Origin of the sequence: Pseudomonas sp. MSSRFD41, from assembly GCF_014230245.1 — a bacterium.
Lineage (GTDB): Bacteria > Pseudomonadota > Gammaproteobacteria > Pseudomonadales > Pseudomonadaceae > Aquipseudomonas > Aquipseudomonas piscis.
Map to the genome: position 1 here is coordinate 433,458 of NZ_JACKZK010000001.1, position 25,904 is coordinate 459,361.

The 25,904-nt window shown below is 63.5% G+C and carries 25 protein-coding genes and 1 pseudogene; 19 read left to right on the forward strand and 7 right to left on the reverse strand.

The features are described from left to right. Nucleotides 1-12: 12 nt before the first annotated feature. The 8 genes from H7A76_RS02060 (at nucleotide 13) to coaA (ending at nucleotide 6,622) form a co-directional block, all read left to right on the forward strand. Nucleotides 13-651: a peroxiredoxin gene (locus tag H7A76_RS02060; protein ID WP_185696974.1), complete on the forward strand. Its 639-nt coding sequence runs from the start codon at nucleotides 13-15 to the stop codon at nucleotides 649-651. Nucleotides 652-858: 207 nt separating this feature from the next. Continuing rightward, nucleotides 859-1,452, forward strand: coding sequence for an NADPH-dependent FMN reductase (ssuE, locus tag H7A76_RS02065; protein WP_185696975.1), 594 nt, complete (start codon nucleotides 859-861; stop codon nucleotides 1,450-1,452). A 90-nt stretch (nucleotides 1,453-1,542) separates the two neighbouring features. Then, the gene (locus H7A76_RS02070; RefSeq protein ID WP_185696976.1) at nucleotides 1,543-2,508 is read left to right on the forward strand and encodes a sulfonate ABC transporter substrate-binding protein; all 966 of its coding nucleotides are present in this window, start codon (nucleotides 1,543-1,545) and stop codon (nucleotides 2,506-2,508) included. A gap of 24 nt (nucleotides 2,509-2,532) precedes the next feature. Then, nucleotides 2,533-3,681, forward strand: coding sequence for an FMNH2-dependent alkanesulfonate monooxygenase (ssuD, locus tag H7A76_RS02075; RefSeq protein WP_022641712.1), 1,149 nt, complete (start codon nucleotides 2,533-2,535; stop codon nucleotides 3,679-3,681). A 9-nt stretch (nucleotides 3,682-3,690) separates the two neighbouring features. After that, on the forward strand, nucleotides 3,691-4,479 hold the full coding sequence (ssuC, locus tag H7A76_RS02080) for an aliphatic sulfonate ABC transporter permease SsuC (protein WP_185696977.1): 789 nt from the start codon (nucleotides 3,691-3,693) through the stop codon (nucleotides 4,477-4,479). Next, a complete protein-coding gene (gene ssuB / locus H7A76_RS02085; RefSeq protein WP_185696978.1) occupies nucleotides 4,476-5,282 on the forward strand; it encodes an aliphatic sulfonates ABC transporter ATP-binding protein in 807 nt (268 codons plus the stop codon). Before ssuC ends, ssuB begins: the two co-directional genes overlap by 4 nt. Before the next feature lie 88 nt (nucleotides 5,283-5,370). After that, nucleotides 5,371-5,586 (forward strand): molybdopterin-binding protein, encoded by a 216-nt coding sequence (locus tag H7A76_RS02090; RefSeq protein ID WP_011064106.1) that lies wholly within the window; start codon nucleotides 5,371-5,373, stop codon nucleotides 5,584-5,586. A 118-nt stretch (nucleotides 5,587-5,704) separates the two neighbouring features. Beyond that, nucleotides 5,705-6,622 carry a type I pantothenate kinase gene (coaA, locus tag H7A76_RS02095; protein ID WP_185696979.1) on the forward strand — a complete coding sequence of 306 codons (918 nt, stop codon included), beginning with the start codon at nucleotides 5,705-5,707 and terminating at the stop codon, nucleotides 6,620-6,622. A gap of 21 nt (nucleotides 6,623-6,643) precedes the next feature. On the opposite strand, the gene H7A76_RS02100 is transcribed toward coaA, so the two are convergent. Together H7A76_RS02100 and H7A76_RS02105 are read right to left on the reverse strand one after the other, a co-directional pair. Continuing rightward, complete coding sequence (locus H7A76_RS02100) at nucleotides 6,644-7,282, reverse strand: TetR/AcrR family transcriptional regulator (protein WP_185696980.1); 639 nt, start codon at nucleotides 7,280-7,282, stop codon at nucleotides 6,644-6,646. 141 nt (nucleotides 7,283-7,423) lie between these two features. Then, nucleotides 7,424-8,800 (reverse strand): glutamine synthetase family protein, encoded by a 1,377-nt coding sequence (locus H7A76_RS02105; RefSeq protein WP_185696981.1) that lies wholly within the window; start codon nucleotides 8,798-8,800, stop codon nucleotides 7,424-7,426. 278 nt (nucleotides 8,801-9,078) lie between these two features. Between H7A76_RS02105 and H7A76_RS02110 the strand changes: the two genes are divergently transcribed. The 8 genes from H7A76_RS02110 (at nucleotide 9,079) to H7A76_RS02145 (ending at nucleotide 18,279) form a co-directional block, all read left to right on the forward strand. Further along, nucleotides 9,079-9,861 (forward strand): gamma-glutamyl-gamma-aminobutyrate hydrolase family protein, encoded by a 783-nt coding sequence (locus H7A76_RS02110; RefSeq protein ID WP_185696982.1) that lies wholly within the window; start codon nucleotides 9,079-9,081, stop codon nucleotides 9,859-9,861. 38 nt (nucleotides 9,862-9,899) lie between these two features. Continuing rightward, nucleotides 9,900-11,258 (forward strand): glutamine synthetase family protein, encoded by a 1,359-nt coding sequence (locus H7A76_RS02115; protein ID WP_022641707.1) that lies wholly within the window; start codon nucleotides 9,900-9,902, stop codon nucleotides 11,256-11,258. Nucleotides 11,259-11,314: 56 nt separating this feature from the next. Further along, complete coding sequence (locus H7A76_RS02120; RefSeq protein WP_185696983.1) at nucleotides 11,315-12,679, forward strand: aspartate aminotransferase family protein; 1,365 nt, start codon at nucleotides 11,315-11,317, stop codon at nucleotides 12,677-12,679. A gap of 200 nt (nucleotides 12,680-12,879) precedes the next feature. Beyond that, nucleotides 12,880-13,977, forward strand: a complete 1,098-nt coding sequence (locus H7A76_RS02125) for a polyamine ABC transporter substrate-binding protein (RefSeq protein ID WP_022641705.1) — start codon at nucleotides 12,880-12,882, stop codon at nucleotides 13,975-13,977. Between the two features lie 189 nt (nucleotides 13,978-14,166). Then, nucleotides 14,167-15,261, forward strand: a complete 1,095-nt coding sequence (locus H7A76_RS02130) for a polyamine ABC transporter substrate-binding protein (RefSeq protein WP_185696984.1) — start codon at nucleotides 14,167-14,169, stop codon at nucleotides 15,259-15,261. A 71-nt stretch (nucleotides 15,262-15,332) separates the two neighbouring features. Continuing rightward, nucleotides 15,333-16,475 (forward strand): ABC transporter ATP-binding protein, encoded by a 1,143-nt coding sequence (locus H7A76_RS02135; RefSeq protein ID WP_053133831.1) that lies wholly within the window; start codon nucleotides 15,333-15,335, stop codon nucleotides 16,473-16,475. Next, nucleotides 16,472-17,392 (forward strand): ABC transporter permease subunit, encoded by a 921-nt coding sequence (locus H7A76_RS02140; RefSeq protein WP_185696985.1) that lies wholly within the window; start codon nucleotides 16,472-16,474, stop codon nucleotides 17,390-17,392. Before H7A76_RS02135 ends, H7A76_RS02140 begins: the two co-directional genes overlap by 4 nt. Next, nucleotides 17,389-18,279: an ABC transporter permease subunit gene (locus H7A76_RS02145; protein ID WP_185696986.1), complete on the forward strand. Its 891-nt coding sequence runs from the start codon at nucleotides 17,389-17,391 to the stop codon at nucleotides 18,277-18,279. The genes H7A76_RS02140 and H7A76_RS02145 overlap by 4 nt, the downstream gene beginning before the upstream one ends. 164 nt (nucleotides 18,280-18,443) lie before the next feature. Here H7A76_RS02145 and H7A76_RS02150 read toward each other — a convergent pair. The 3 genes and pseudogenes from H7A76_RS02150 to H7A76_RS02160 all read right to left on the reverse strand — a co-directional run. Further along, nucleotides 18,444-18,598, reverse strand: a pseudogene (locus tag H7A76_RS02150) (carboxymuconolactone decarboxylase family protein); the annotation flags it as partial. Between the two features lie 82 nt (nucleotides 18,599-18,680). After that, the gene (locus tag H7A76_RS02155; RefSeq protein WP_185696987.1) at nucleotides 18,681-21,092 is read right to left on the reverse strand and encodes a penicillin acylase family protein; all 2,412 of its coding nucleotides are present in this window, start codon (nucleotides 21,090-21,092) and stop codon (nucleotides 18,681-18,683) included. Between the two features lie 97 nt (nucleotides 21,093-21,189). Next, a complete protein-coding gene (locus H7A76_RS02160; protein WP_185696988.1) occupies nucleotides 21,190-21,783 on the reverse strand; it encodes a DUF6436 domain-containing protein in 594 nt (197 codons plus the stop codon). A 109-nt stretch (nucleotides 21,784-21,892) separates the two neighbouring features. On the opposite strand from H7A76_RS02160, the gene H7A76_RS02165 reads away from it, so the two are divergent. Then, nucleotides 21,893-22,831, forward strand: a complete 939-nt coding sequence (locus H7A76_RS02165) for an alpha/beta hydrolase (RefSeq protein ID WP_185697253.1) — start codon at nucleotides 21,893-21,895, stop codon at nucleotides 22,829-22,831. 54 nt (nucleotides 22,832-22,885) lie between these two features. On the opposite strand, the gene H7A76_RS02170 is transcribed toward H7A76_RS02165, so the two are convergent. Further along, the gene (locus tag H7A76_RS02170; RefSeq protein WP_185696989.1) at nucleotides 22,886-23,638 is read right to left on the reverse strand and encodes a DUF2059 domain-containing protein; all 753 of its coding nucleotides are present in this window, start codon (nucleotides 23,636-23,638) and stop codon (nucleotides 22,886-22,888) included. A 151-nt stretch (nucleotides 23,639-23,789) separates the two neighbouring features. On the opposite strand from H7A76_RS02170, the gene H7A76_RS02175 reads away from it, so the two are divergent. Then, nucleotides 23,790-24,422, forward strand: coding sequence for a 2OG-Fe(II) oxygenase (locus H7A76_RS02175; protein WP_185696990.1), 633 nt, complete (start codon nucleotides 23,790-23,792; stop codon nucleotides 24,420-24,422). 2 nt (nucleotides 24,423-24,424) lie between these two features. Beyond that, nucleotides 24,425-24,913, forward strand: a complete 489-nt coding sequence (locus tag H7A76_RS02180; RefSeq protein WP_185696991.1) for a DUF523 domain-containing protein — start codon at nucleotides 24,425-24,427, stop codon at nucleotides 24,911-24,913. 116 nt (nucleotides 24,914-25,029) lie between these two features. Here H7A76_RS02180 and H7A76_RS02185 read toward each other — a convergent pair whose 3' ends face one another. After that, complete coding sequence (locus H7A76_RS02185) at nucleotides 25,030-25,815, reverse strand: transporter substrate-binding domain-containing protein (RefSeq protein WP_185696992.1); 786 nt, start codon at nucleotides 25,813-25,815, stop codon at nucleotides 25,030-25,032. Nucleotides 25,816-25,904: the final 89 nt, after the last annotated feature.

The window sequence follows — 25,904 nt, forward strand, 5'->3', positions numbered from 1 at the left end:
GGAGCAGCATCCATGAGCCTCAGACTGGGCGATATCGCCCCCGACTTCGAACAGGATTCCAGTGCCGGCAAGATTCGTTTCCACGAGTGGCTGGGCGATAGCTGGGGCGTGCTGTTTTCCCATCCGGCGGACTTCACCCCGGTTTGCACCACCGAGCTGGGTTTTACCGCCAAGCTCAAGGACGAATTCGCCCAGCGCGGGGTCAAGGCCATCGCCCTGTCGGTGGACCCGGTGGATTCCCATCACCGCTGGATCGAGGACATCAACGAGACCCAGGACACCCGGGTCAACTTCCCGATCCTGGCGGATGCCGACCGCAAGGTCTCGGACCTCTACGACCTGATCCATCCCAATGCCAGCGACACCCTGACCGTGCGCTCGCTGTTCATCATCGACCCGAACAAGAAAATCCGCCTGACCATCACCTACCCGGCCAGCACCGGGCGCAATTTCCACGAGATCCTGCGGGTGATCGACTCGCTGCAACTCACCGACAACTACAAGGTGGCCACCCCGGCCAACTGGCAGGACGGTGACGAAGTGGTGATCGTGCCCTCCCTCAAGGACGAAGAGGAAATCAAGCGGCGTTTTCCCAAAGGCTACCGCGTAGTGAAGCCCTACCTGCGCCTGACTCCACAACCCAACCGTTGAGGCGCGTGACCTATCCATAAAGCAGGGGTTTTCAGGCCGTTTCGACGGCCTTTTTTTTGGCCTGCGAAACAGTGTTCCTCATATTCATATAAGGAATAAATAAATGAAAAAATAAGATTTATGGATATAAAAATAGACTGTTAAGGTCTGTTCAGTCCGGCGAGATCGCATCCCGCGAATCGCCCCAATCGCTCAAGGAATCCCTGCATGCTGGTGGTCTCTCTCGGTGGCAGTCCCAGCCAACGCTCCCGTTCCGGGGTGTTGCTGGAGTTGGCCAGGCGCTGGTTGCAGCAGCAGGGCGTGGAGGTGGTCAGCTACCAGGTGCGGGATTTCCCCGCCGAAGACTTGCTCCATGCCCGCTTCGACAGCCCCAGGATCATCGACCTGCTGCAACAGATCGAACAGGCCGATGGCTTGCTGATCGCTACCCCGGTGTACAAGGCGTCTTTCTCCGGTGCGCTCAAGACCCTGCTCGACCTGCTGCCCGAGCGCGCCTTGCACCACAAGGTGGTGCTGCCCATGGCCACCGGCGGCAGCATCGCCCATATGCTGGCGGTGGATTACGCCTTGAAACCGGTGCTGTCGGCGCTCAAGGCCCAGGAAATGCTGCAGGGCATCTTTGCCGAGGACAGCCAGATCGCCTACGGCGAAGGCAGCGCCCAGCCGCAATTGGCCGACGCCCTGGAGCAGCGCTTGCGTGAAGCCCTCGAGCAGTTTCACAGCGCCCTGGCGCGCCGACCCAGGCCGCTGGACCCGAGTCTGTTGAACGAACGCCTGCTCAGTGCTCGCTGGAGTATCTGAGCCGCACCCCTGATTCGCATCACTGGCCTTACTCGCCCGCCAACGGGCAAGCAGGTGCAGCCATAACCCAAGAGCCAAAAGGAGAGCGCCATGCGCCCTGTCATTTTGCGCCGTGGCTTGGTCGCTCTGTTTGCTGCGGCTGTGTCCTTCGGTGCCATTGTCCAAGCCCAGGCCGAGACCCTGCGTATCGGTTATCAGAAGTACGGCACCCTGGTCCTGCTCAAGGCCAAGGGCTCCCTGGAGAAACGCCTGGCCCAGCAGGGTGTCGACGTGCAGTGGACCGAGTTCCCCGGTGGTCCGCAGCTGCTGGAGGGGCTGAATGTCGGCTCCATCGACTTCGGCGTGACCGGCGAAACCCCGCCGGTGTTCGCCCAGGCTGCCGGCGCCGACCTGCTCTACGTGGCCTATGAGCCGCCGGCGCCCCTGAGCGAAGCGATCCTGGTGCCCAAGGACTCGCCGATCCGCTCGGTGCAGGAACTCAAGGGCAAGAAGGTGGTGCTGAACAAAGGCTCCAACGTCCATTACTTGCTGGTCCGCGCCCTGGAAGATGCCGGCCTGAAGTACAGCGACATCCAGACTGTGTTCTTGCCTCCGGCCGATGCCCGCGCCGCTTTCGAGCGTGGCAGCGTCGATGCCTGGGTGATCTGGGACCCTTACCAGGCCGCCGCCGAGCAGCAGTTGCAAGCGCGAACCCTGCGTGATGGCAGCGGCATCGTCGACAACCACCAGTTCTACCTGGCCACCAAGCCCTATGCACAACGGCACCCTGAGGTGATCGAGACCCTGGTGGAAGAAGTGCGGGCGGTGGGCGAGTGGTCCAGGGCCAACCCGCAGGAGGTCACCCAACAGGTGGCGCCGCTGCTGGGCCTGTCTCCCGAAATCACCCTGACCTCGGTCAAGCGCCAGGGCTATGGCGCGGGCTTCCTGACCCCGGAAGTGATCGCCGCCCAGCAGAAAATCGCCGACAGCTTCTACCAGCTCAAGCTGATTCCCAAGCCCCTGAACATCAAAGACGTGATCTGGACGCCCGGCGCCGCCGTGGCCAAAGCGCCGTAACCCGACCCCTTAGGAGACCACTCCATGAGCCTCAACATCTTCTGGTTCCTGCCCACCCACGGCGACGGCCATTACCTTGGCACCGCCGAAGGCGCCCGCGCCGTCGATCACGGTTACCTGCAGCAGATCGCCCAGGCCGCCGACCGCCTGGGTTTCGGTGGCGTGCTGATCCCTACCGGGCGTTCCTGCGAGGACTCCTGGCTGGTGGCCGCCTCGCTGATTCCGGTGACCCAGCGCCTGAAGTTCCTGGTGGCCCTGCGCCCCGGGATCATTTCCCCGACGGTGGCGGCGCGCCAGGCAGCGACCCTGGACCGACTGTCCGGCGGACGGGCGCTGTTCAACCTGGTGACGGGTGGCGACCCTGACGAGCTGGCGGGCGATGGCCTGTTCCTCGACCATGAGGAGCGCTACCAGGCTTCGGTGGAGTTCACCCGCATCTGGCGGCGAGTGCTGGAAGGCGAGACCGTCGACTACGACGGCCAGCACATCAGCGTGAAGGGCGCCAAGCTGCTCTATCCACCCTTGCAGCAACCGCGTCCGCCGCTGTATTTCGGTGGTTCTTCGGAAGCGGCCCAGGACTTGGCCGCTGAACAGGTGGACATGGTGCTGACCTGGGGCGAGCCGCCTGCCGCCGTGGCCGAGAAGATCCGGCAAGTGCGGGAAAAGGCCGCTCGGCAAGGGCGCAGCGTGCGCTTCGGCATTCGCCTGCACGTGATCGTGCGCGAAACCAACGAAGAGGCCTGGAAAGCCGCGGAAAAACTCATCTCCCACCTGGATGACGAGACCATCGCCCGGGCCCAGGCGTCCCTGGCGCGCTTCGACTCCGTGGGCCAGCAGCGCATGGCGGCCTTGCACGGCGGTCGTCGCGACAAGCTGGAAGTCAGCCCCAACCTCTGGGCCGGCGTCGGCCTAGTGCGCGGTGGCGCTGGCACCGCCCTGGTAGGCGACGGGCCTACGGTGGCGGCGCGGATGCAGGAGTACGCGGACCTGGGGATCGATACCTTCATCTTCTCCGGTTATCCGCATCTGGAAGAGTCCTATCGGGTGGCCGAACTGCTGTTCCCGCACCTGGACATCGAGCGGCCCAAGCTGCCGGAGGCTGCCGGTTATGTCAGCCCGTTCGGCGAGATGGTGGCCAACGACATCATCCCCAAAGCCGCGTCCCAGAGCTGAGGTGCGGCCATGAACAGAGAACGCATAGTGCAACGGTTGGCGCCCTGGGTGCTGCCGCTGCTGTTGCTCGCGGTGTGGCAGCTGGCGGTTTCGGCCGGCTGGCTGTCGACGCGCATCCTGCCGGCACCCAGCGCGGTGATCGAGGCCGGGGCCAACCTGATCCGCAGCGGCGATATCTGGACCCACCTGGCCATCAGCGGCTGGCGCGCCGGGCTGGGCTTCCTGATCGGCGGCGGTATCGGCCTGGCGCTGGGCTTCATCACCGGCCTGTCGAAATGGGGCGAGCGCCTGCTGGACAGCTCGGTGCAGATGATCCGCAACGTGCCGCACCTGGCGCTGATCCCGTTGGTGATCCTGTGGTTCGGCATCGATGAGTCGGCGAAGATCTTCCTGGTCGCCCTGGGGACCTTGTTCCCGATCTACCTCAACACTTACCACGGCATCCGCAACGTCGATCCGGCACTGGTGGAAATGTCCCGTAGCTATGGGCTGTCGGGCTTCGCTCTGTTTCGCCAGGTGATCCTGCCCGGTGCCCTGCCTTCGATCCTGGTGGGGGTGCGCTTCGCCCTGGGTTTCATGTGGCTGACCTTGATCGTCGCCGAGACCATTTCCGCCAGCTCCGGGATCGGCTACCTGGCGATGAATGCCCGGGAGTTCCTGCAGACCGACGTGGTGGTCCTGGCGATTGTCATGTACGCCGTGCTGGGCAAGCTCGCGGACCTCGCCGCACGCGGCCTGGAACGGGTCTGGCTGCGCTGGCACCCGGCCTACCGGGTCGCCAGGGGAGGTGCGCAATGACTGCCCAGCAACCGCCGCGGCTGCTGCGGGGTATCCCGCTGGCGGTGCGCAAGCTGCAGAAGACCTTCGGCTCGCGGCAGGTGCTGCGGGACATCGACTTGCACATTCCCGCAGGGCAGTTCGTCGCGGTGGTGGGGCGCAGCGGCTGTGGCAAGAGCACCTTGCTGCGCTTGCTGGCCGGCCTCGACCAGCCCAGCGCTGGCCAGTTGCTGGCTGGTGCCGCGCCGCTGGCCGAGGCTCGCGAGGACACCCGGTTGATGTTCCAGGACGCACGCTTGCTGCCCTGGAAGAAGGTGATCGACAACGTCGGGCTCGGCCTCAAGGGCAACTGGCGTCCCCAGGCCCTGGAGGCCCTGGAGGCGGTGGGCCTGGCGGATCGGGCCAACGAATGGCCAGCGGCCTTGTCCGGTGGCCAGAAGCAGCGTGTCGCCCTGGCCCGGGCGCTGATCCATCAACCGCGGCTGTTGCTGCTGGATGAGCCGCTGGGGGCCCTGGATGCGCTGACCCGGATCGAGATGCAGCAGTTGATCGAGCGTTTGTGGCAGCAGCATGGCTTCACCGTGCTGCTGGTGACCCACGATGTCAGCGAGGCGGTGGCGATCGCCGATCGGGTGATCCTGATCGAAGACGGCGAGATCGGTCTCGACCTGCCTGTCGAGCTGCCGCGCCCGCGAGTGCGAGGTTCCCATCGCCTGGCGGCGCTGGAGACCGAAGTGCTCAATCGCGTGTTGTCATTGCCCGGGTCGCCGCCCGAGCCGGAACCTGTTTCACCCTTGCCCACGCAGTTGCGTTGGGCGCTCTAGAGCAGCGGCAAGCAAGAGTATCGTGCTTGGGCTTGCAACTGACCGCTTGAAACTTGCAGCTCTGTTTTTCGACCCCAGGAGAAATACCATGACCATCAAAGCCATCAACGTTCGCAACCAGTTCAAGGGCACCATCAAGGAAATCGTCGAGGGTGACGTGCTGTCGGAAATCGACGTGCAGACCGCTTCCGGCATTGTCACTTCGGTGATCACCACCCGCTCGGTCAAGGAGTTGGAGCTGTCCATCGGCAGTGAAGTGATCGCCTTCGTGAAGTCCACCGAGGTCTCGATCGCCAAGCTGTGAATGCCGCCATAGACGGCCCCGGAGGGTAGGAGCCCTGCGGGGCTTTTTTCATGGACGCTGTAAATACCGGTCAGATTTGATACTTTCCCTGCTTTCGCACGGCCTGAACAGTACAGACATGACAACAAAGCAGGGTCCAAACGCAGGGTACCTGGAGTTCGATCGCGACCATTGGGCCGCTCTCCGGGCCGGGGAACCCATGAGCCTGGCGCCGTCCGAGATGGAGGCGCTGACCAGTCCGACCCAGCCCATGGCGCCCGAGGAAGTGAGGCAGATCTTGCTGCCCTTGTCGCGCCTGCTGCACTTGCATGCAGCCCGGGTGCAGGCACTGAAGGCGCCGCAGGCCGGGGCCAGGGTGCCCTATGTGATCGGCGTGTCCGGTAGTGTCGCGGTGGGCAAGAGCAGCTTTGCCCGGGTCCTGGCAGCGTTGCTGGCCTACTGGCCAGGCAAGCCCAATGTGCATCTGGTGACCACCGATTCGTTTCTTTTCCCCCTGGCCACCTTGCAGGAAAAGAACATCCTGCACCGCAAGGGGTTTCCCGAGTCCTACGACGAACCGCTGTTCCTGGAGTTCCTGCAGGCGGTGTGCCGGCGGGGCGAGACTGCGCAGATTCCCATCTATTCCCATGTCCGCTACGACATCCTGGCCGATGAAATGCAGTCGGTGGAAGCGCCGGACATCGTCATCCTCGAAGGCCTGAATGTCCTGCAGGGCGTGCAAGGGCAGGGCCTGCATGCCCTGGATTTCATCGACTTCTCGATCTATGTCGACGCCGCGCCGGAGGCCATCAAGACTTGGTACCTGGAGCGCTTCGTCTACTTGAAGAACACCGCGTTCCAGTCGGCGGATTCCTATTTCAACAAGTTCAAGGGGCTCTCCGACCCCGAGGCCCTGGCCATGGCGTCCGATACCTGGGACCGTGTGAACCTGAAGAACCTGGTCGAGCACATCCTGCCTACCCGGGAGCGAGCCAACCTGATCATCCACAAGACCGTGGACCACCACATCGACAAACTGCTGCTGCGCCAGGTCTGACGTTCAGGTCAAGGTCCGGCTTCAGGGCTGCGTGGAGCGCTTGGGCAGGTAGGGCGGCAGGTACAGGCCCAGGTAGGCATCGAACACTCGCATGCCTTCCTCGGCCATGCGGGCGGTGATTTGCCCGTGCTGCTGTACCGAGCGGGCATACACCCGATCGCCCAGTTCCATGGCCAGGGCGAACACGTCCACATCCCGGGGCAGTGCAGGTAGTTCGAAGTGCCGGTCGAACAGTTGGAGCATCAGCTCGCCCAGTTCCAGGTCATGCTGGCGGTCGGCCTGGGTCACCTCGGTGAGGCCGTGTTGCGCCAGAATCAACTGGCGGGCCGCGGCGTCTTCGTCGTAGATGGCCAGCATGCGCTGCTCCACCAGGCGTGACAGATCCCGCCAGCTGGTGAGCTGGTCGTGCTCGATGGGGGCCTGCAGGCAGGCGCGGAACGCAGCGTGGACATCGGCGGTGAGGGCTTCCAGCAGGGCCGGGACGCTGGCGAAGAAGTGATAGACCGATGAGGGGGGAATCTGCGCCCTTTCGGCCACGCTGTAGATCGACAGGCTGGCCACGCCCTCGGCGGCCAGCAGGGTGCGGGCGGCGTCGAGTATCGAGTCGATCCGGGCCTGGCTGCGAGCCTGGGGCTTGCGAAGAGGGGCGGTGCGGGTCATCGGGGTCTCCTGTCGGGCAGCCGGCATTGTACGCGAGGGCGCTGTTTCCTGTAGTGGCAGGCACGAGCCGCGATCACGTATCAGGGGCATAAAAAAACGCCGCGAGCCTTGGGCCACGCGGCGTTCTTGGCTGCCAGCCGTTCAGACGGTGTGCAGGTACCAGTTGTACTCGAGGTCGGAGATGGAGTGTTCGAACTCCTCCAGCTCGCTTTCCTTGCACGCGACGAAGATGTCGATGTACTTCGGATCGATGTACTTGTTGAGGATCTCGCTGTCGTCCAGCTCGCGCAGGGCGTCGCGCAGGTTGTTCGGCAGGCTCTGCTCCACCTGCTCGTAGGCGTTGCCCTCGATCGGGGTGCTGGGCTCGACCTTGTTGGTCAGGCCGTGGTGCACGCCCGCCAGCACTGCGGCCATCAGCAGGTAGGGGTTGGCGTCGGCGCCGGCAACCCGGTGCTCGATACGCACTGCGTCCGGCGTGCCGGTAGGTACGCGCAGGGCCACGGTGCGGTTGTCCAGGCCCCAGCTCGGCGCGTTCGGCACGTAGAACTGGGCGCCGAAACGACGGTACGAGTTGACGTTCGGGCACAGGAACGCCATCGACGCTGGCAGGGTCTCGAGCACACCGCCGATCGCGTGACGCAGCGCGGCGTTCTGCTCGGGATCCTCGCTGGTGAAGATGTTCTTGCCATCCTTGTCCAGCACCGAGATATGGACGTGCAGACCATTGCCCGCCTGGCCTGGGTAAGGCTTGGCCATGAAGGTGGTGTCCATTTCATGGTCGTAGGCGATGTTCTTGATCAGGCGCTTGAGCAATACCGCATAGTCGCAGGCCTTGAGCGGGTCGGCGACGTGGTGCAGGTTGACTTCGAACTGCGCCGGGGCGCTTTCCTTGACGATGGCGTCGGCCGGGATGCCTTGTTCCTTGGCGCCTTCGAGGATGTCCTGCAGGCAATCGACATATTCGTCGAGGTCGTCGATCAGGTAGACCTGGGTCGACTGCGGGCGCTTGCCGGAGATCGGCGAGCGTGGAGGCTGTGGACGGCCGTTCACGTTCTCCTGGTCGATCAGGTAGAACTCCAGCTCGAACGCGGCGCAGATGGTCAGGCCCAGTTCGTCGAACTTGCTCACTACCTGGCGCAGCACTTCACGGGGGTCGGCGAAGAACGGCTCGCCTTCCAGTTCGTGCATGGTCATCAGCAGCTGTGCGGTGGGACGCTTCTGCCAGGGTTCGTTGGAGAGCGTATCGGGGATCGGATAGCAGATCCGGTCGGCATCACCGATATCCAGGCCCAGGCCGGTGCTTTCCACCGTGGAGCCATTGATATCCAGGGCAAAGAGGGAAGCCGGGAGGTTGATGCCCTTCTCGTAGACCTTGTGGAGGCTGGTGCGTTCGATGCGCTTGCCGCGCACCACACCATTCATATCCGCAATCAGAAGGTCGACGTACAGGACCTCAGGATGTTCCTTAAGGAACGCGTTCGCTTCGTTAAGCTGAACGGCACGCGGGGGTACCGACATGATGCAATACCTTTGTTGTTAAAAATATCAATCATTGATCTTTTCTGGTTTCAGTCAACCCGAACGGCATGCCGAAGTCAAGCGAGGCCTTTTATGCCCTAATAAAGGGCTGGCGGGGCATTTTTGCCGTAAAACAGGGCGCTTTTATGGGTTTGGGCACCCTGTCCACCCCGTGCTTGAGTGAGCTGTGTTGTATCTTTTACAGGGGTGTTGTGTAAAAAAATGAACAAGGCTAAGCTCGGCTCAAACCCATAACATCAATAATACCGGGGTGTTTCATGTCTCGCCGGCCGTTAATCGGCGTCACCGCCTGCTCCAGGCAGATCGGTCTGCACGCTTACCACATCAGTGGCGACGAGTATGTCCAGGCGGTGGCCACCGCGGCCCAGGGCCTGCCGGTGATCCTCCCATCCCTGGCTGCGTTGCTGGCACCGTGCGATATCCTGGACGGACTGGACGGCATCCTCTTTACCGGTTCCCCCTCCAATATCGAACCTTTCCATTACCAGGGCCAGGCCAGCGCGCCGGGCACTGCTCATGATTCTGCACGGGACGCCGCCACCTTGCCGCTGCTGCGGGCCGCCGTCGAGGCCGGGGTTCCGGTGCTGGGGATCTGCCGCGGCTTCCAGGAAATGAACGTCGCCCTGGGCGGCAGCCTGCACCAGGACGTACACCAGGTGCCGCCGTTCATGGACCACCGCCATGGGGATGAACCTGGCCAGCCCCTGGATGCCTGGTACGCCCCGGCCCATGACCTGCATGTCGAGGCCGGTGGCGTGCTGGCCGACCTGGGCCTGCCGCAAACCCTGCAAGTCAATTCCATCCATGCCCAGGGCCTGGAGCGTCTGGCTCCGGGCTTGCGGGTCGAGGCGCGTGCTCCAGACGGGCTGGTCGAGGCGATTTCCGTAGACAGGAGCAAGGCTTTTGCTTTGGGGGTGCAATGGCACCCCGAATGGCAGGTAAGCTGCAATCCTCACTACCTGGCCATCTTCCAGGCTTTTGGTGATGCCTGCCGCGAGCGGGCAAAACAGCGCGACGCCCAGGCGTCACACAACGCCTGACTTAATAGAGAGTCAGGAAACTCAGCCTAGAGGCATTTATGAGTACCAACCTCGACCAGCTCACCGATTGGTTGAAAGACCACAAGATCACAGAAGTCGAATGCTTGATCGGCGACTTGACCGGTATCACCCGGGGCAAGATCTCGCCGACCAACAAGTTCATCGCCGAAAAAGGCATGCGCCTGCCCGAGAGCGTGCTGCTGCAGACCGTGACCGGCGACTATGTCGAAGACGACATCTATTACGAACTGCTGGACCCGGCGGACATCGACATGATCTGTCGCCCGGACCATAACGCGGTGTACCTGGTGCCCTGGGCCATCGAGCCCACCGCCCAGGTGATCCACGACACTTACGACAAGCAAGGCAACCCCATCGAGCTGTCGCCACGCAACGTGCTCAAGAAGGTCCTCAAGCTCTATGCCGACCATGGCTGGCAGCCGATCGTGGCGCCGGAAATGGAGTTCTACCTGACCAAGCGCAGCGACGACCCCGACTACCCGCTGCAGCCGCCGGTGGGCCGCTCCGGGCGTCCGGAAACCGGGCGCCAGTCGTTCTCCATCGAGGCCGCCAACGAATTCGACCCGCTGTTCGAGGACGTCTACGACTGGTGCGAGTTGCAGGAGCTGGATCTCGACACCCTGATCCACGAGGACGGCACGGCGCAGATGGAGATCAACTTCCGTCACGGCGACGCCCTGTCCCTGGCCGACCAGATCCTGGTGTTCAAGCGCACCATGCGCGAAGCGGCGCTCAAGCATGATGTGGCCGCCACCTTCATGGCCAAGCCCATGACCGGCGAGCCGGGCAGCGCCATGCACCTGCACCAGAGCATCGTCGACATCAGCACCGGCAAGAACGTCTTCTCCAACGACGACGGGACCATGAGCCAGCTGTTCCTCAACCATATCGGCGGCTTGCAGAAGTTCATCCCCGAGTTGCTGCCGCTGTTCGCCCCCAACGTCAACTCGTTCCGCCGCTTCCTGCCCGATACCTCGGCGCCGGTGAACGTCGAGTGGGGCGAGGAAAACCGCACCGTGGGCCTGCGGGTGCCGGATGCCGGGCCGCAGAACCGCCGGGTGGAAAACCGCCTGCCGGGTGCCGACGCCAACCCCTACCTGGCCATCGCCGCCAGCCTGCTGTGCGGCTTCATCGGCATGGTCGAAGGGCACAACCCGAGCGCACCGGTGGTGGGCCGTGGTTACGAGCGCCGCAACCTGCGCCTGCCGCTGACCATCGAGGACGCCCTGGAGCGCATGGAAAACAGCAAGACCATCGAGAAGTACCTGGGCCACAAGTTCATCACCGGCTACGTCGCGGTCAAGCGAGCCGAGCATGAAAACTTCAAGCGCGTGATCAGTTCCTGGGAGAGGGAATTCCTGTTGTTCGCCGTCTGATACGCCAGGCGCCGCTGCCCGTCGGTGGCGCCTTCACTGATACCAAGGAGACATTGATGACTCATAAAAACCCGCAAACCCGCGAGTGGCAAACCCTCAGCAGTGATCACCACCTGGCACCCTTCAGCGACTTCAACCAGTTGAAGGAGAAGGGGCCGCGGATCATCACCCATGCCAAGGGTGTGTACCTGTGGGACAGTGAAGGCAACCAGATCCTCGACGGCATGGCCGGCCTGTGGTGCGTGGCCGTAGGTTACGGCCGCGATGAACTGGCCGAAGTGGCCAGCAAGCAGATGCGCGAACTGCCGTACTACAACCTGTTCTTCCAGACCGCCCACCCGCCGGCGCTGGAGCTGGCCAAGGCGATCATCGACGTCGCGCCCAAAGGCATGAGCCACGTGTTCTTCACCGGCTCCGGCTCCGAGGGCAACGACACCGTGCTGCGCATGGTCCGTCACTACTGGGCGCTCAAGGGCAAGCCGAAGAAGCAGACCATCATCGGCCGTATCAACGGCTACCACGGCTCCACGGTGGCCGGCGCCAGCCTGGGCGGCATGAGCGGCATGCACGAGCAGGGCGGCTTGCCGATCCCGGGTATCGTGCATATCCCGCAGCCATACTGGTTCGGCGAAGGCGGCGACATGACGCCGGATGAGTTCGGTGTGTGGGCTGCCGAGCAACTGGAGAAGAAAATCCTCGAAGTCGGCGAGGACAACGTCGCGGCCTTCATCGCCGAGCCGATCCAGGGCGCGGGCGGTGTGATCATCCCGCCGGAAACCTACTGGCCGAAGATCAAGGAGATCCTCGCCAAATACGAAATCCTCTTCGTCGCCGACGAAGTGATCTGCGGTTTCGGCCGTACCGGCCAGTGGTTCGGCTCCGACTACTACGACCTTGCACCTGACCTCATGACCATCGCCAAGGGCCTGACCTCCGGTTACATCCCCATGGGTGGTGTGGTGGTGCGTGACACCGTGGCCAAAGTGCTCAGCGAGGGCGGTGATTTCAACCACGGCTTCACCTATTCCGGCCACCCGGTGGCAGCGGCGGTGGGCCTGGAAAACATCCGCATCCTGCGCGAAGAGAAAATCGTCGAGAAGGTACATGACCGGACGGCACCGTATTTGCAGAAGCGTTTGCGCGAGCTCAGCGACCACCCGCTGGTGGGCGAAGTTCGCGGCCTGGGCATGCTGGGGGCGATCGAACTGGTCAAGGACAAGGCCACTCGGGCGCGTTACGAAGGCCGGGGCGTGGGCATGATCTGCCGGCAGTTCTGCTTCGACAACGGCCTGATCATGCGTGCCGTGGGCGACACCATGATCATCGCCCCGTCGCTGGTGATCAGCGAGGCGGAAATCGACGAGCTGGTGGCCAAGGCGCGCAAGTGCCTGGACCTGACCTTGGGTGCGCTGCGGGGCTGAGTGCTAGGCTTTGAGCGCAGTGCTTGCGGGCACTGCGCTCAAAGCGGATATAAAGGCCGGAACTTGCCTTGAAAGCCGGCCTTGGATCTTGCCAGACTAGCCGCCGTTTTCAGGGGGCCCGGACAGTGGCACCCGGCAGCGGGTCACCGAGAATGTGCTTAAAAAGAACAATTGGAGCATTACGCATGAAGGCATTAGGTATGAAGTTAGCTGGCAAGACCCTCCTCGCCATGTCCCTGATGGGCGTGATGGCGACGGCGGCACAAGCGGACGATAAAGTGCTGCACGTCTACAACTGGTCCGACTACATCGCGCCGGACACCATCAAGAAGTTTGAAGCCGAATCCGGCATCAAGGTGGTCTATGACGTGTTCGACAGCAACGAAACCCTGGAAGCCAAGTTGCTGGCCGGCAAGTCCGGTTATGACGTGGTAGTGCCTTCCAATAACTTCCTGGCCAAGCAGATCAAGGCTGGTGTCTACCAGGAACTGGATAAATCCAAGTTGCCGAACTGGAAGAATCTCAACGAATCGCTGCTCAAGGCGGTATCGGTGAGCGACCCGGGCAACAAGCATGCCTTCCCCTACATGTGGGGCTCGATCGGCATCGGCTTCAACGCCGAGAAGGTCAAGGCCGCACTGGGTGCCGACGCTCCGACTAACTCCTGGGACCTGCTGTTCAAGCCGGAAAACGCCGAGAAGTTGAAGTCCTGCGGCATCAGCTTCCTCGATTCGCCGACCGAGATGATCCCGGTGGCACTGCATTACCTGGGTTATCCGACCGACAGCCAGGACAAGAAACAACTGGACGAGGCCGAGAAGCTGTTCCTCAAGATCCGTCCTTCGATCGGTTATTTCCATTCTTCCAAGTACATCTCGGACCTGGCCAACGGCAACATCTGCGTGGCCGTGGGCTACTCGGGTGACATCTACCAGGCCAAGGCCCGCGCCGCCGAGGCCGGTGACAAGGTCAAGGTCAGCTACAACATTCCCAAGGAAGGTGCTGGCAGCTTCTACGACATGGTCGCCATTCCCAAGGATGCGGAAAACGTCGAGGGCGCCTACAAGTTCATGACCTTCCTGCAGAAGCCGGAAATCATGGCCGAGATCACCAACGCCGTGCGTTTCCCCAACGGTAACGCGGCCGCCACTCCTCTGGTCGATAAAGACATCACCAGCGACCCAGGCGTCTACCCTCCTGCCGATGTCCAGGCCAAGTTGTACGCGATCGCCGACCTGCCGGCCGCGACCCAGCGCATCCTGACCCGCAGCTGGACCAAGATCAAATCCGGCAAATAAGCCGATTTGCAGCGATGCCTGTTGCCGTCGTCATGGCGAGGGCGGCAACAGGAAATAAATAAATGACAGAAAGTTTTGCTGGATTGGTTTATCGAGGGTAAGTTGCGCGCCGGTTTTGTTGCTGGGCAGCTTGGGGGCTGTCAGGTAGCGCGGGGCAACTTTGGCCCAACTATTCAAGAGGACCTCCACTTGCCTACTACTTTATTTCGCAAAGCCATGCTGGCCGCCGCCAGCCTGACGCTGGTGGCAAGCGCCCAGGCGGCATCGACCGTGCATATTTATAACTGGTCCGACTACATCGGTCAGAGCACCCTGGCAGATTTCGAAAAGAGCACGGGTATCAAGCCGCTGTATGACGTGTTCGATTCCAATGAAACCCTGGAAGGCAAGTTGCTGGCCGGCCGCACCGGCTACGACGTGGTGGTGCCGTCCAACCACTTCCTGGGCAAGCAGATCAAGGCCGGGGCCTTCCAGAAGCTCGACAAGAACCTGTTGCCCAACTATGCCAACCTCGACCCGCAGTTGCTCAAGCGCCTTCAAGCCAACGATCCGGGCAACCAATACGCGGTGCCTTATCTGTGGGGCACCAACGGCATCGGCTACAACGTCGAGAAAGTGAAGGCCGCCCTGGGTGTGGACAAGATCGACTCCTGGAGCGCTCTGTTCGAACCGCAGAACATCAAGAAGCTCAGCGGCTGCGGCGTGGCCTTCCTCGATTCCGCCGACGAAATGATGCCCACGGTGCTCAACTACCTGGGGCTGGACGCCAACAGCACCAATCCCCAGGACTACAAGAAGGCCGAGGCCAAGCTCCTGGCGGTACGCCCCTACGTGACCTATTTCCACTCGTCCAAGTACATCTCGGACCTGGCCAACGGCAATATCTGCGTGGCCATCGGCTTCTCCGGCGACGTGTTCCAGGCCCGGGCCCGGGCTGCCGATGCCGGCAAGGGCGTGAACATCGCCTACGCCATCCCCAAGGAAGGCGGTGCCCTGTGGTTCGACATGCTCGCCATCCCCAAGGACTCGAGCAACGTCAACGAGGCCCACGCCTTCATCAACTATTTGCTGCAACCTGAGGTGATCGCCCAGGTCAGTGACTACGTCGGTTATGCCAACCCCAACCCCGGGTCGGACAAGTTGATGGACCAGTCCATCCGCGCCGATGAAGCGGTTTATCCACCGCAGGCCGTGCTCGACAAGACTTACGTGTCCATAGAGTTGCCAGCCAGTATCCAACGCTTGATGAACCGCAGCTGGACCAAGGTCAAGACGGGTAAATAGTTCTACAGGCTCAAACTATCCGGGACCCGTCCACCAGGGGCGGGCTGAAAATTTTGTTGGGAGTTTCGCAAATGGCAGTTGCCTCCGGCGCCTATAAGAAAGCCCTCGAGGGCGACCAGACACCCAAGCAGGTGTTGGTCAAGATCGACCGGGTCACGAAGAAGTTCGACGAGACGGTGGCCGTGGACGATGTGTCCCTGGAGATCAAGAAAGGCGAGATCTTCGCCCTGCTGGGCGGCTCCGGTTCGGGCAAGTCCACCCTGTTGCGCATGCTGGCCGGCTTCGAACGGCCTACCGAGGGCCGGATTTTCCTCGATGGCGTGGACATCACCGACATGCCGCCCTACGAACGGCCGATCAACATGATGTTCCAGTCCTATGCGCTGTTCCCGCACATGACCGTGGCCCAGAACATCGCCTTCGGCCTCAAGCAGGACAAGATCCCTTCGGCGGAGATCGACGCCCGGGTGGCGGAGATGCTCAAGCTGGTGCAGATGAGCCAGTACGCCAAGCGCAAGCCGCACCAGCTCTCCGGCGGCCAGCGCCAGCGCGTGGCCCTGGCCCGCTCCCTGGCCAAGCGACCCAAGCTGCTGCTGCTCGACGAGCCCATGGGTGCCCTGGACAAGAAGCTGCGCTCGCAGATGCAGCTGGAGCTGGTGGAGATCATCGAGCGCGTAGGCGTGACCTGCGTGATGGTGACCCACGACCAGGAAGAGGCCATGACCATGGCCGAGCGCATCGCCATCATGCACCTGGGCTGGATCGCCCAGATCGGCAGCCCGATCGATATCTACGAGACCCCGGTCAGCCGCCTGGTCTGCGAGTTCATCGGCAACGTCAACATCTTCGAGGGCGAAGTGGTGGACGATGCCGAAGGCCATGCCTTGATCACCTGCAAGGACGTGGACCGCAACATCTACGTCGGCCACGGCATCAGCACCTCGGTCCAGGACAAGTCGGTGACCTACGCCATCCGCCCGGAAAAACTCCTGGTGACCGCCGAGATGCCGACCTGCGAGTACAACTGGTCCAGCGGCAAGGTCCATGACATCGCCTACCTGGGTGGCCATTCGGTGTTCTACGTCGAGCTGCCGAGCGGCAAGCTGGTGCAATCCTTCGTCGCCAACGCCGAGCGCCGTGGCGCGCGGCCGACCTGGGGTGACCAGGTCTACGTGTGGTGGGAAGACGACAGCGGCGTGGTACTGCGCTCATGAACATGCGAAAGCTCAAGCGCCGACTCGACCGAATAATTCCTGGAGGCCGCCAGCTGGTCATCGGGATCCCGTTCATCTGGCTGTTCCTGTTCTTCATGCTGCCGTTCTTCATCGTCCTGAAGATCAGCTTCGCCGAAGCGGACGTGGCCATCCCGCCGTACACCGAGATCTACAGCTACGTCGACCAGAAGCTGCAGATCCTGCTGAACCTGGGCAACTACGCGATGCTCGGGGACGACGAGCTGTACATCGCCGCCTACCTCGGCTCGCTGAAGATGGCGTTCATCAGCACCATCCTCTGCCTGCTGATCGGCTACCCGATGGCCTATGCCATCGCCAGTGCCCGCAAGGAAATGCAGACCGTGCTGGTGCTGCTGATCATGATGCCGACCTGGACCGCGATCCTGATCCGCGTCTATGCCTGGATGGGCATCCTCAGCAACAACGGCCTGCTCAACGGCTTCCTGATGTCCATGGGCTGGATCAGCGAACCGCTACAGATCCTCAACACCAACCTTGCGGTGTACATCGGCGTGGTCTATTCCTACCTGCCGTTCATGGTGCTGCCGCTGTACGCCAACCTGGTCAAGCATGACCCGAGCCTGCTGGAAGCCGCCGCCGACCTGGGGTCGGGAACCTTCAACAGCTTCTGGAGGATCACCGTACCGCTGTCCAAGAACGGCATCATCGCCGGCTGCATGCTGGTGTTCATCCCGGTGGTGGGCGAGTTCGTGATTCCTGAATTGCTCGGCGGCCCGGAGACCCTGATGATCGGCAAGGTGCTGTGGCAGGAGTTCTTCAACAACCGCGACTGGCCGGTAGCCTCGGCCCTGGCGGTGGTGATGCTGGCGATCCTGATCGTGCCGATCATCCTGTTCAACCGTAGCCAGGCCAAAGAAATGGAGGCCAAGGAATGAAGCGCTTCAGTTTCTCCAACCTGATGCTGGTCCTGGGCCTGCTGTTCATCTACCTGCCGATGCTGATCCTGGTGATCTACTCGTTCAACGCCTCGCGGTTGGTGACGGTGTGGGGCGGCTGGTCGGTCAGCTGGTATGTCGGCCTGCTGGACAACACCCAGCTGATGGGCTCGGTGCTGCGCTCCCTGGAAATCGCCTGCTATACCGCCGTGGCGGCGGTGGCCCTGGGCACCCTGGCGGCGTTCGTCATGACCCGGATCAGCCGCTTCAAGGGTCGCACCCTGTTCGGCGGCCTGGTCACCGCGCCACTGGTGATGCCCGAGGTGATCACCGGCCTGTCGCTGTTGCTGCTGTTCGTGGCCATGGCCCAGGCCATCGGCTGGCCCCAGGAGCGTGGCATCGCCACCATCTGGATCGCCCATACCACCTTCTGTGCCGCCTACGTGGCGGTGGTGGTGTCGGCGCGCCTGCGCGAGCTGGACCTGTCCATCGAGGAAGCAGCCATGGACCTGGGAGCACGGCCGTTCAAGGTGTTCTTCCTGATCACCATCCCGATGATCGCCCCGTCCCTGGCGGCGGGCGGCATGATGTCCTTCGCCCTGTCGCTGGACGACCTGGTGCTGGCCAGCTTCGTGTCCGGCCCGGGCTCCACCACCTTGCCGATGGAAGTCTTCTCGGCGGTGCGCCTGGGGGTCAAGCCGGAGATCAACGCGGTGGCCAGCCTGATCCTGCTGGCGGTATCGCTGGTGACCTTCCTGGTCTGGTTCTTCAGCCGGCGCGCCGAGGAGGCCCGCAAGCGGGCGATCCAGCAAGCCATCGAAGAGAGCGCCGCCGACTCCTGGAAACAGCCGGACGTTCGTCGGCCGCAGCGGGCGGAAACCGCCTGACCGGCGTATCGCCCTGAAAAAACCTCGCGTAACTGACCAATGCCAGCCAGTTACGCGAGGTGATCCCCGTAGGAGCGAGGCTTGCTCGCGAGGGCCGTTGACGCTAGCGCGTGTTGACGGGATAAACGCAGCGCTCTGAAGTCCATCGCGGGCAAGCCTCGCTCCTACACGTTCCTTAGCCTGGCATTTCCTTTCAGGTTGTCATACGCCTCCAGCGTGCTCAGCGAATAGATATAGGCCGCTGCGGCATTCAGCGAAATCGCCGTGGCCAGTGTCGTGGCCACTTCCTCGCGGTGGCGCCGGCCTTGATGGCGGCCTCGATCTGCGCTGCCAGTTTCAGGGCTCCAGGCCGGCTGCGTCGGGCCCTGTAGACGATCCCGCGGCCGACCTGGGCGGATCCATTACTGGGCGACGCGCGCCGGCAGCAACTTCAGGGTGCTGCGGGTGTTGGCGGTGACTTCCTCTTCGCTGAAGTGCGCCTGCTGGTAAACCCCTTCGATGTAGGCCTCGGCCTGATCGTCATAGTGCTTGTCGAACAGCACACCGCTCTGGCCGACCGGGTTGATGGTCAGGCTATGGGCCGGGTCGGCGAAGTCGATGATGCGCCGGGTCGAAGGGCCGTAGACCACCGCCCAGGGCGCCGGGCCGATCTTGCTGGTGAGGTTGTTCGGTACCTCATGGCTGCCGGGGGCCTCCAGCGGCCCGACGTTGAACACGCGGTCCAGGGGCTTCTGCATGCCCAGCGGGTGGCCATGGGTCAGGGTGTGGGCACTGCCCCAGCGCCATTGCGCCGGGTTTGGCCCGAGGGTGCGCTTGAGGTGGTCGATGCTGGCGCGCCAGGCTTGTTTCACCGTATCGGCACGGCTTTCCCGCTGCGCTGTGGTGCGGTCGTCCCACCAGGGCGAGTCGGGGTCTGCCGCCAGGCGCGGCAGGGCGGCATCCACCACCCGGGCCTGGATCAGGGCGTCGAAATAGGCATCGCCGAGCTTTTCATGGAAGGTGGCGTTGGCCAGTTCGAACAGGAACTGGTTGAACAGGGTGGCGCTGGTGGATTCCAGCGGATAGTCGCCTTGCCATTGCGCCAGTTGCTCCACCAGCTTGAGTTCCTCGGGGGTTACGACCACTTCGCGCAGCACTGGCAGCAAAGGCGCCAACAAGCGCGGGCCGTAGGCGGTGGTGGTGCCCAGTTGCAGCTTCTGGGTGTTCTCCAGGTCCCATTTCAGCGTCTTGTCGCTGAGCTGGCGATCCAGTTGCTGGCCTCGGTCGGGCAGGTTGTAGTAGCCGGGAATCTCCATGCCGGTGGGGGAGGTCGGCTGGAAGTTGGCCGAGACGATGTAGCCCCGGGCCGGGTTTTCTTCCTGGGGGTTGGCGCTGAAGGGGTAGAAGCCATCCTTGTCCGCCAGGGCGGTGCTGCCATCGAGGATGAAGCTCGGCTTGGCTCCGGCCGGGCGCTTGGGCAACAGGGCGGCGGCCCACCAGCCGATATCGCCCTTGGCATTGGCCCAGACGATGTTCAGTCCCGGCGCATGGACCTTGGCCGCGGCCGCCCGGACCTTGGGCAGGGTGTCGGCGCGATTGAGCTGGTAGAAGCCGTCGAGGATCGGGTTGGGCGTCTCCAGGAATCCCCACCACATGGCGATCGGGGCCTTGCCCACGGTGCTGCCGAGCATGTCGTTGATGATCGGGCCATGGGGCGACTGGCGCAGAGTCAGGGTCACCGGTGCCTGGCCCTTGACGGCGATCTGCTGCTCGCTGCTGATCAGGTCCACCCATTGGTCATGGAACCAGACCTGGTTGGGGTTCTGCGGGTTGACCTTCTCGGCGATCAGGTCCAGATCGTCGTTCTGGAACATGGTCAGGCTCCAGCCGAAGTCCAGGTTGTGACCCAGGAAGGCAAACGGCACCAGCGCCTGGTAGTGGCCGTAGAGCTCGAAGCCCGGGGCCGAGAGCTGGGCCTCGTACCACACCGATGGCAGCGAGTAGCGGATATGCGGGTCGCCGGCCAGCAGCGGGCGGCCGCTCTTGGTCCGGCTGCCGGACACGGCCCAGGCGTTGCTGCCTTCGAATTGCGGCAGGCCGGCGTCGGCCAGGGCCTGCTGGCTCAGGTGGCCGATTCGCGCCAGGTCCTGCCAGTCGATGGCGGCCAGGTGCGGCGTGACTGGGGTCTTGCCGTTGGCCAGGACGCCCTTGGGCTGCCACTCCAGGTCGAACACCTTCAGGTAGTCGTTGCCCAGTTGGTCGCGAATGTAGGTCATCAGCGGTTCGGTACGAAACGCCATGGCGAAGCTGTAGGCCATGAACCCGGCGACGCTGACGGTGTCTTCGGCGGTGAAGGGCCGCTTCTGGATGCCCAGGATGTCGAACTCCATGGGCCGTGGGTGGCTGTCCTGATACTGGTTGATACCGTCCAGGTAGGCTTGCAGGGCTTGCCAGGCGGGAGACTGGCGGTCGAGCCCGGCCACGTAGCTGTCGGCCCGCTCGCGGATGCGCAGGCTGCGGAACAGCTTGTCGGTGTCCAGCAGCTTGGGCCCGAGAATCTCGGCCAGCTCGCCACGGGACAGGCGGCGCAGCACTTCCATCTGGAACAGCCGGTCCTGGGCATGCACGTAGCCCAGGGTGCGGTACAGGTCGGTTTCGTTCTCCGCGCGGATATGCGGTACGCCGCGCTCGTCGTAGCGCACCGTGGCCGAGCCCTGCAGGCCGCTGAGCTCCACCTGGCCCTGACGCACCGGCTGCTTGCTGTACAGGTAGCCGCCGAGGCCCACCAACAGGGCGAGGATCAACACGGCGACGATGGTGAGGCTGCGTTTCATGCGGGCTCCTTGCTGCGTTGTTATGTTCGGTGCCGCCCTGGTCGGGCAGCAGACATGTAGCACATCTGGCCTGCGGTGCGCAGGAGGCAGTCCTCGATTAGTCGCGAATGCCTTGCTCGGCGCCGTTGGCCCATGGGCAATAGCAGCCGACCGCCAGGGTATGGGTGGCGCTGACCGCGCGCTCTTCTTGCAAGGCCTGGAGGATGGGCTCGATGAAGCTGTTGCTGGAGTTGCAGGTCAAGCCTTCGCTATAGGGGCCGAAGTAGGCCAGCTTGCCGTTGCGGTCCCAGATCGCCACGGCGGGGCTGGCGGGAATCTGCTCGGCGCCGGGCAGGTGCTCCAGGGACTTGAGGCGCTCCAGGGTGACCGGCAACTGGCCGTGGCTGCCGGCCTTGCGCACCGAATAGAACTCCACGCCCCGTGGGCCGTAGGTTTCGATCAGTTCGGCCAGGTGCTGCTGGTTGCCGACGTTGCAAGGGCAGGCCGGGTCCCAGAAGTGCACCAGGCGGATCGCTCCCGGTCCGGCGAGTTCGGCGGGCAGTTGCAATGGATCGCCGGAGAACATCGCGGTGTGCTCGCTGAAGGCCCGCAGGTAGCGACCCTGGAACCAGTCGTAGGCACTCCACAGGACCACGGCGCAGATCAGGGCGAGCAGGCTAGCGAGCAGGGATGTGCGGTAGGGCTGGCGCATGGAGATAGGTCCTCGAAGGTCGCGTAGCTTGCCATGCTTGCCGCGACAGATGAATATCGCAGGCCCATAAAGCCCGTTTTGCTCTGGTGTCCCCGTTTTGCAAACCTCCCTGCCCATGACCTTCGACCCCGACCTCCTGCGTGCCAGCCTGCAACCCCTGGCGGCTGGCCAGCCGCTGTCGGCCCAGGGCCAGGCCTACCAGCGTTTCTACGGGCTGGATTTCGCCGACCGCGCCCGGGTGCCGCGCAGTCGCCTGGGGCGCTTCCAGGTGGATGGCTATGAGGTGGTCGCCCAGGCCTGGTGGCCGGAGCAAACCCGGGCGACGCTGTTCCTGTTCCATGGTTTCTACGATCACATGGGCTTGTACCGGCATGTAATCGAGTGGGCGCTGCAGCGCGACTTCGTGGTGATTTCCTGCGACCTGCCGGGGCATGGACTGTCCAGCGGCGAGCGCGCCAGCATCGACGATTTCGCGGTGTACCAGCGGGTATTGCAGGGCCTGTTCGAGCAGGCGCGGACCCTGGAATTGCCCCAGCCCTGGCACCTGTTCGGGCAGAGCACCGGCGGGGCGATCGTCATGGACCACCTGCTGCACCAGGGCGCCCAGAGCCCGGCCCAGGGCCAGGTGATCTTGCTCTCGCCGCTGGTGCGGCCACGGGCCTGGGGCTGGTCGTTGTTCAGCTACTACCTGTTGCGGCCCTTCGTAAGCGGCATTGCCCGGCGTTTCAGCGAGAACTCCAACGACCACGACTTCCTCGCCTTCCTCCAGGCCGACCCCTTGCAACCCCAGCGCCTGCCGACGGCCTGGGTCGGTGCGCTGGCGCGCTGGATCAAGCGGCTGGAGGCGGCCCCGCGCAGCGACCGGCAGCCGGTGATCGTGCAGGGGCAGGCGGACATGACCGTGGATTGGCAGCACAACCTGCAAGTGATCCGCAGCAAGTTCAGCGCACCCGAGGTGCTGATGCTGCCGGAAGCGCGGCACCACCTGGCCAACGAGGTGCCGCTGTACCGCGACCAGTATTTCGCCTTCCTGACCCGGCACGTTTGAGTCCCGGGAGCGCGCCTGCCTCGCGGGCTCGGCAGGGGCAGGTGAGTAGCCGGGTCAGGGAGCCAGGCTGGAGGTGCTCTGGCCCACCGCCAGGCCGGCGCGGATCGCAGACAGGGCCGCCTGGTAATAGGCCTTGCCTTCGGCGGACTCGGCAAAAGTGGCGAACTCTTCCAGTTCCGTGTCGGACAGGTCCCGGTAGACGTACAGCAGGGTGTTGTTCAGGTCATTGCCGATCTGCTGCATCAGGCGCTGGCGCTGGCCATTGAGCATGCCCTGGGCCTGGCCGTTGCCCAGCAAGCCGGGAATCATCTGGCTCAGGCTGTCGGCGGCGACCCCGGCGATGGCCAGGCTGACTTCCGCGCCGGCTTCGCGGGCGGGCAGGGCCTGGGCCAGGTGGCCGATGATCAATTGGCGATTATCGCTGGCCTGCATCTTCGGCAAGCCCTGGGCATTCTTGGCCAGCTGGTCGCGGCGGGTGGCCAGTAGTTCGGCGGCGACGATCTTGCGGCCCAGGGGCGACTGGAAAAAGGCCAGGGCGGGAGCGGGGTCGGCCAGGTTCTGGCGCAGTTGCTCCTCGGCGCGGCGATCCACCGACTGGGGCGCGAAGCGCTGGTTGCTGTTTTCCACCAGGGCCTGGTAGACCGCTGGCGGCAGGCTGTTCTGGTAACGCTGCTGGGCGGCGTTGAGGGCATCGCTGAAATGCGCGCGCTGCTCTGCCCAACCGGCGACCTTGTACAACTGGTCGTGGCTGTCTGCCCAGGCAGGCAAGGCGCAGAACATCAACAGTGAGAAAAGCAAACGACGCATAAGGACTCCTGTCAGCAGGCGACTATTCTCCGGGGCAAGGCGGTGGTTGTCGAGAATTCGTATCAGATGAAGTCACGGTTCCAGGCGCGTTGGAAAAAAAGCTGAATCTGCCGCCCTGCGGCTCTGTCGGATTTATCTGCGGCTGGATACTATGCGCGCCATGCACATACCCTCTGATCATCCGCTGTTGTTGAGCATCGTCGACGACCTGGCCGCCCGTGGCTGGTCGCAGCAGGATCTTTTCCTGCCTGAGGCTCTGACCCTCGACCTGGCTGCCGAGTGCCGTAAACGCGCGGCCGAGGGCGAACTGGCTCCAGCGGCGGTCGGGCGCGGGCTCGCCCAGGAAATCCGCGAGGGTATCCGTGGCGACCATATCCAGTGGCTCGAACCCGGCCAGGCCGAGGCCAGCGACGCCTACCTGGCGCTCATGGACAGCCTGCGCGAAGCCTTGAACCGTGGCCTGTTCCTCGGCCTGGAGGATTTCGAGTGCCATTTCGCGATGTATCCGCCGGGTGCCTTCTACAAGCGCCATGTGGACCGCTTTCGCGACGATGACCGGCGCATGGTGTCGGCGGTGATCTACCTCAACTCGCAATGGCTGCCCGAGCATGGCGGGCAATTGCGCATGTACCTCGAGGACCAGGGGCAGCACGATGTCGACCCGCTCGGCGGCCGGCTGGTGGTGTTCCTCTCCGGCGAGCTGCCCCATGAGGTCCTGCCCGCGACCCGCGAGCGCCTGTCCCTGACCGGCTGGTTCCGGCGCCGTGGCAACGAGCCGTTCTGACGATGCACAAGATCCTGGTCAGCCGCTGCCTTTTGGGCCACCGCGTACGCTACGACGGCGGCGCCAGTGGTCCTTTCGATCAGTTGGCGGCCTGGCAGCAGGAGGGGCGGGTGGTGGCCCTGTGCCCGGAAGTGGCTGGTGGCTTGCCGACACCGCGGGCCGCGGCGGAAATCCCGGGCGGCCAGGGCATCGATGTGCTGCAGGGTCGGGCGCCGGTGATGAGCACGGCAGGTGAAGACGTCAGCGCCGAGTTCCTTTGCGGGGCCCGGCAGGCTTTGGCCCTGGTGGAAAAGCATGGCATCCGTATTGCCGTGCTCAAGGCCAACAGCCCGTCTTGCGGCAACCTGTGGACCTATGACGGCACCTTCAGTGGGGTCAAGGTCCCGGGAGAGGGGGTCACCGCCGCCTTGCTCAAGCAGCACGGTGTGCAGGTCTTCAGCGAACTGCAACTGCGCGAGGCCGCCAGCGCCCTCGCTGCCTTGTCCTCGTAGCCGCTGTCGAGTTTCTGCGAGGCTGCGAAAAGGCCTGAAGAGCCTTGCTGGGTGCTTTCCCGCCAACCTCTGGCGGCCATGAAGTCCCTGCGTCCTGCGCCGGCTACAGGTCAGGCTTATTGCTCGGCCTGGCCCTTGGGCGGCTTGCTGGCGTCCATGCCGAACCATTTCTCCGACAGGGCCATCAGCCGGCCATCTGCCTTGATCCGCTGCAAGGCGCTATCCAGGCTGGCGCGGAATGCCGGGTTGCCTTTCTGGAAGGGGATCGCCAGGCTGAGGGTCGGTCCCACCTTGGCGCCTTCCTTCACCGGCAGGCGGCTGTCGCGAATCGCATAGGGTATCAGCAGGCGGTCGCTGATGGCGGCGTCGATCTGCTTGTCCGCCACATCCTTGATCGGCTGCTGGGCATCGGCATAGCTACGCAGGTTGATGCCTTCGACGGTCCGCGCCTGGTCGACGAACTGGCTGCCCTGGGCCACGCCCAGGGCTCGGCCACGCAGGGATTGCAGGGAAAACAGCGGGCGCTGCTCTTCCTTGCGCACGATCAGTTGGGCGCTGGAGTAGCTGTAGGGCTCGCTGAAGTCGAAACGGTCCTTGAGCTCCGGTGTCACTGCTATGTGATTGATGGCCACGTCGAACCTTCCGCTCTCGACGCCGGGCAGCAACTCGTCGGTGTCGGTCACCACGAAGTCCGCGCGCACGTCCAGTTCGCTGGCCAGCAACTGCCCCAGCTCGACTTCGAAGCCGCTGAGCTTGCCGTCATCCTTGAAGTTGAAGGGTGGAGTATCGGCTTCAAGGGCGATACGCAGTTCCCCGCGGTCGTTGATGTCATCCATCAACTCGGCGTGGACGCAGGTGCTCGCCAGGGGCAGCAAAAGTATCAGGCCAGGCAAAAAACGCATGGTCACTCCTTGAATTCATGTGAGCGATGCGCTGTTCAGGCTCGCTTTGCTAAGGTGTTGAGTGCCTTCGACAACGAACAGCCACAAAG

What these genes read in the sequence shown, in the direction of transcription:
- H7A76_RS02100 (WP_185696980.1), bottom strand. Translation starts at nt 7,282, where the DNA reads ATGACCCGCACCGCCCCTCTTCGCAAGCCCCAGGCTCGCAGCCAGGCC.
- H7A76_RS02120 (WP_185696983.1), top strand. Translation starts at nt 11,315, where the DNA reads ATGACTCATAAAAACCCGCAAACCCGCGAGTGGCAAACCCTCAGCAGT.
- ssuB (WP_185696978.1), top strand. Translation starts at nt 4,476, where the DNA reads ATGACTGCCCAGCAACCGCCGCGGCTGCTGCGGGGTATCCCGCTGGCG.
- H7A76_RS02145 (WP_185696986.1), top strand. Translation starts at nt 17,389, where the DNA reads ATGAAGCGCTTCAGTTTCTCCAACCTGATGCTGGTCCTGGGCCTGCTG.
- H7A76_RS02090 (WP_011064106.1), top strand. Translation starts at nt 5,371, where the DNA reads ATGACCATCAAAGCCATCAACGTTCGCAACCAGTTCAAGGGCACCATC.
- H7A76_RS02140 (WP_185696985.1), top strand. Translation starts at nt 16,472, where the DNA reads ATGAACATGCGAAAGCTCAAGCGCCGACTCGACCGAATAATTCCTGGA.
- ssuD (WP_022641712.1), top strand. Translation starts at nt 2,533, where the DNA reads ATGAGCCTCAACATCTTCTGGTTCCTGCCCACCCACGGCGACGGCCAT.
- H7A76_RS02170 (WP_185696989.1), bottom strand. Translation starts at nt 23,638, where the DNA reads ATGCGTCGTTTGCTTTTCTCACTGTTGATGTTCTGCGCCTTGCCTGCC.
- ssuE (WP_185696975.1), top strand. Translation starts at nt 859, where the DNA reads ATGCTGGTGGTCTCTCTCGGTGGCAGTCCCAGCCAACGCTCCCGTTCC.
- H7A76_RS02115 (WP_022641707.1), top strand. Translation starts at nt 9,900, where the DNA reads ATGAGTACCAACCTCGACCAGCTCACCGATTGGTTGAAAGACCACAAG.
- H7A76_RS02110 (WP_185696982.1), top strand. Translation starts at nt 9,079, where the DNA reads ATGTCTCGCCGGCCGTTAATCGGCGTCACCGCCTGCTCCAGGCAGATC.
- H7A76_RS02135 (WP_053133831.1), top strand. Translation starts at nt 15,333, where the DNA reads ATGGCAGTTGCCTCCGGCGCCTATAAGAAAGCCCTCGAGGGCGACCAG.
- ssuC (WP_185696977.1), top strand. Translation starts at nt 3,691, where the DNA reads ATGAACAGAGAACGCATAGTGCAACGGTTGGCGCCCTGGGTGCTGCCG.
- H7A76_RS02175 (WP_185696990.1), top strand. Translation starts at nt 23,790, where the DNA reads ATGCGCGCCATGCACATACCCTCTGATCATCCGCTGTTGTTGAGCATC.
- H7A76_RS02105 (WP_185696981.1), bottom strand. Translation starts at nt 8,800, where the DNA reads ATGTCGGTACCCCCGCGTGCCGTTCAGCTTAACGAAGCGAACGCGTTC.
- H7A76_RS02070 (WP_185696976.1), top strand. Translation starts at nt 1,543, where the DNA reads ATGCGCCCTGTCATTTTGCGCCGTGGCTTGGTCGCTCTGTTTGCTGCG.
- H7A76_RS02125 (WP_022641705.1), top strand. Translation starts at nt 12,880, where the DNA reads ATGAAGTTAGCTGGCAAGACCCTCCTCGCCATGTCCCTGATGGGCGTG.
- H7A76_RS02160 (WP_185696988.1), bottom strand. Translation starts at nt 21,783, where the DNA reads ATGCGCCAGCCCTACCGCACATCCCTGCTCGCTAGCCTGCTCGCCCTG.
- H7A76_RS02185 (WP_185696992.1), bottom strand. Translation starts at nt 25,815, where the DNA reads ATGCGTTTTTTGCCTGGCCTGATACTTTTGCTGCCCCTGGCGAGCACC.
- H7A76_RS02155 (WP_185696987.1), bottom strand. Translation starts at nt 21,092, where the DNA reads ATGAAACGCAGCCTCACCATCGTCGCCGTGTTGATCCTCGCCCTGTTG.
- coaA (WP_185696979.1), top strand. Translation starts at nt 5,705, where the DNA reads ATGACAACAAAGCAGGGTCCAAACGCAGGGTACCTGGAGTTCGATCGC.
- H7A76_RS02180 (WP_185696991.1), top strand. Translation starts at nt 24,425, where the DNA reads ATGCACAAGATCCTGGTCAGCCGCTGCCTTTTGGGCCACCGCGTACGC.
- H7A76_RS02060 (WP_185696974.1), top strand. Translation starts at nt 13, where the DNA reads ATGAGCCTCAGACTGGGCGATATCGCCCCCGACTTCGAACAGGATTCC.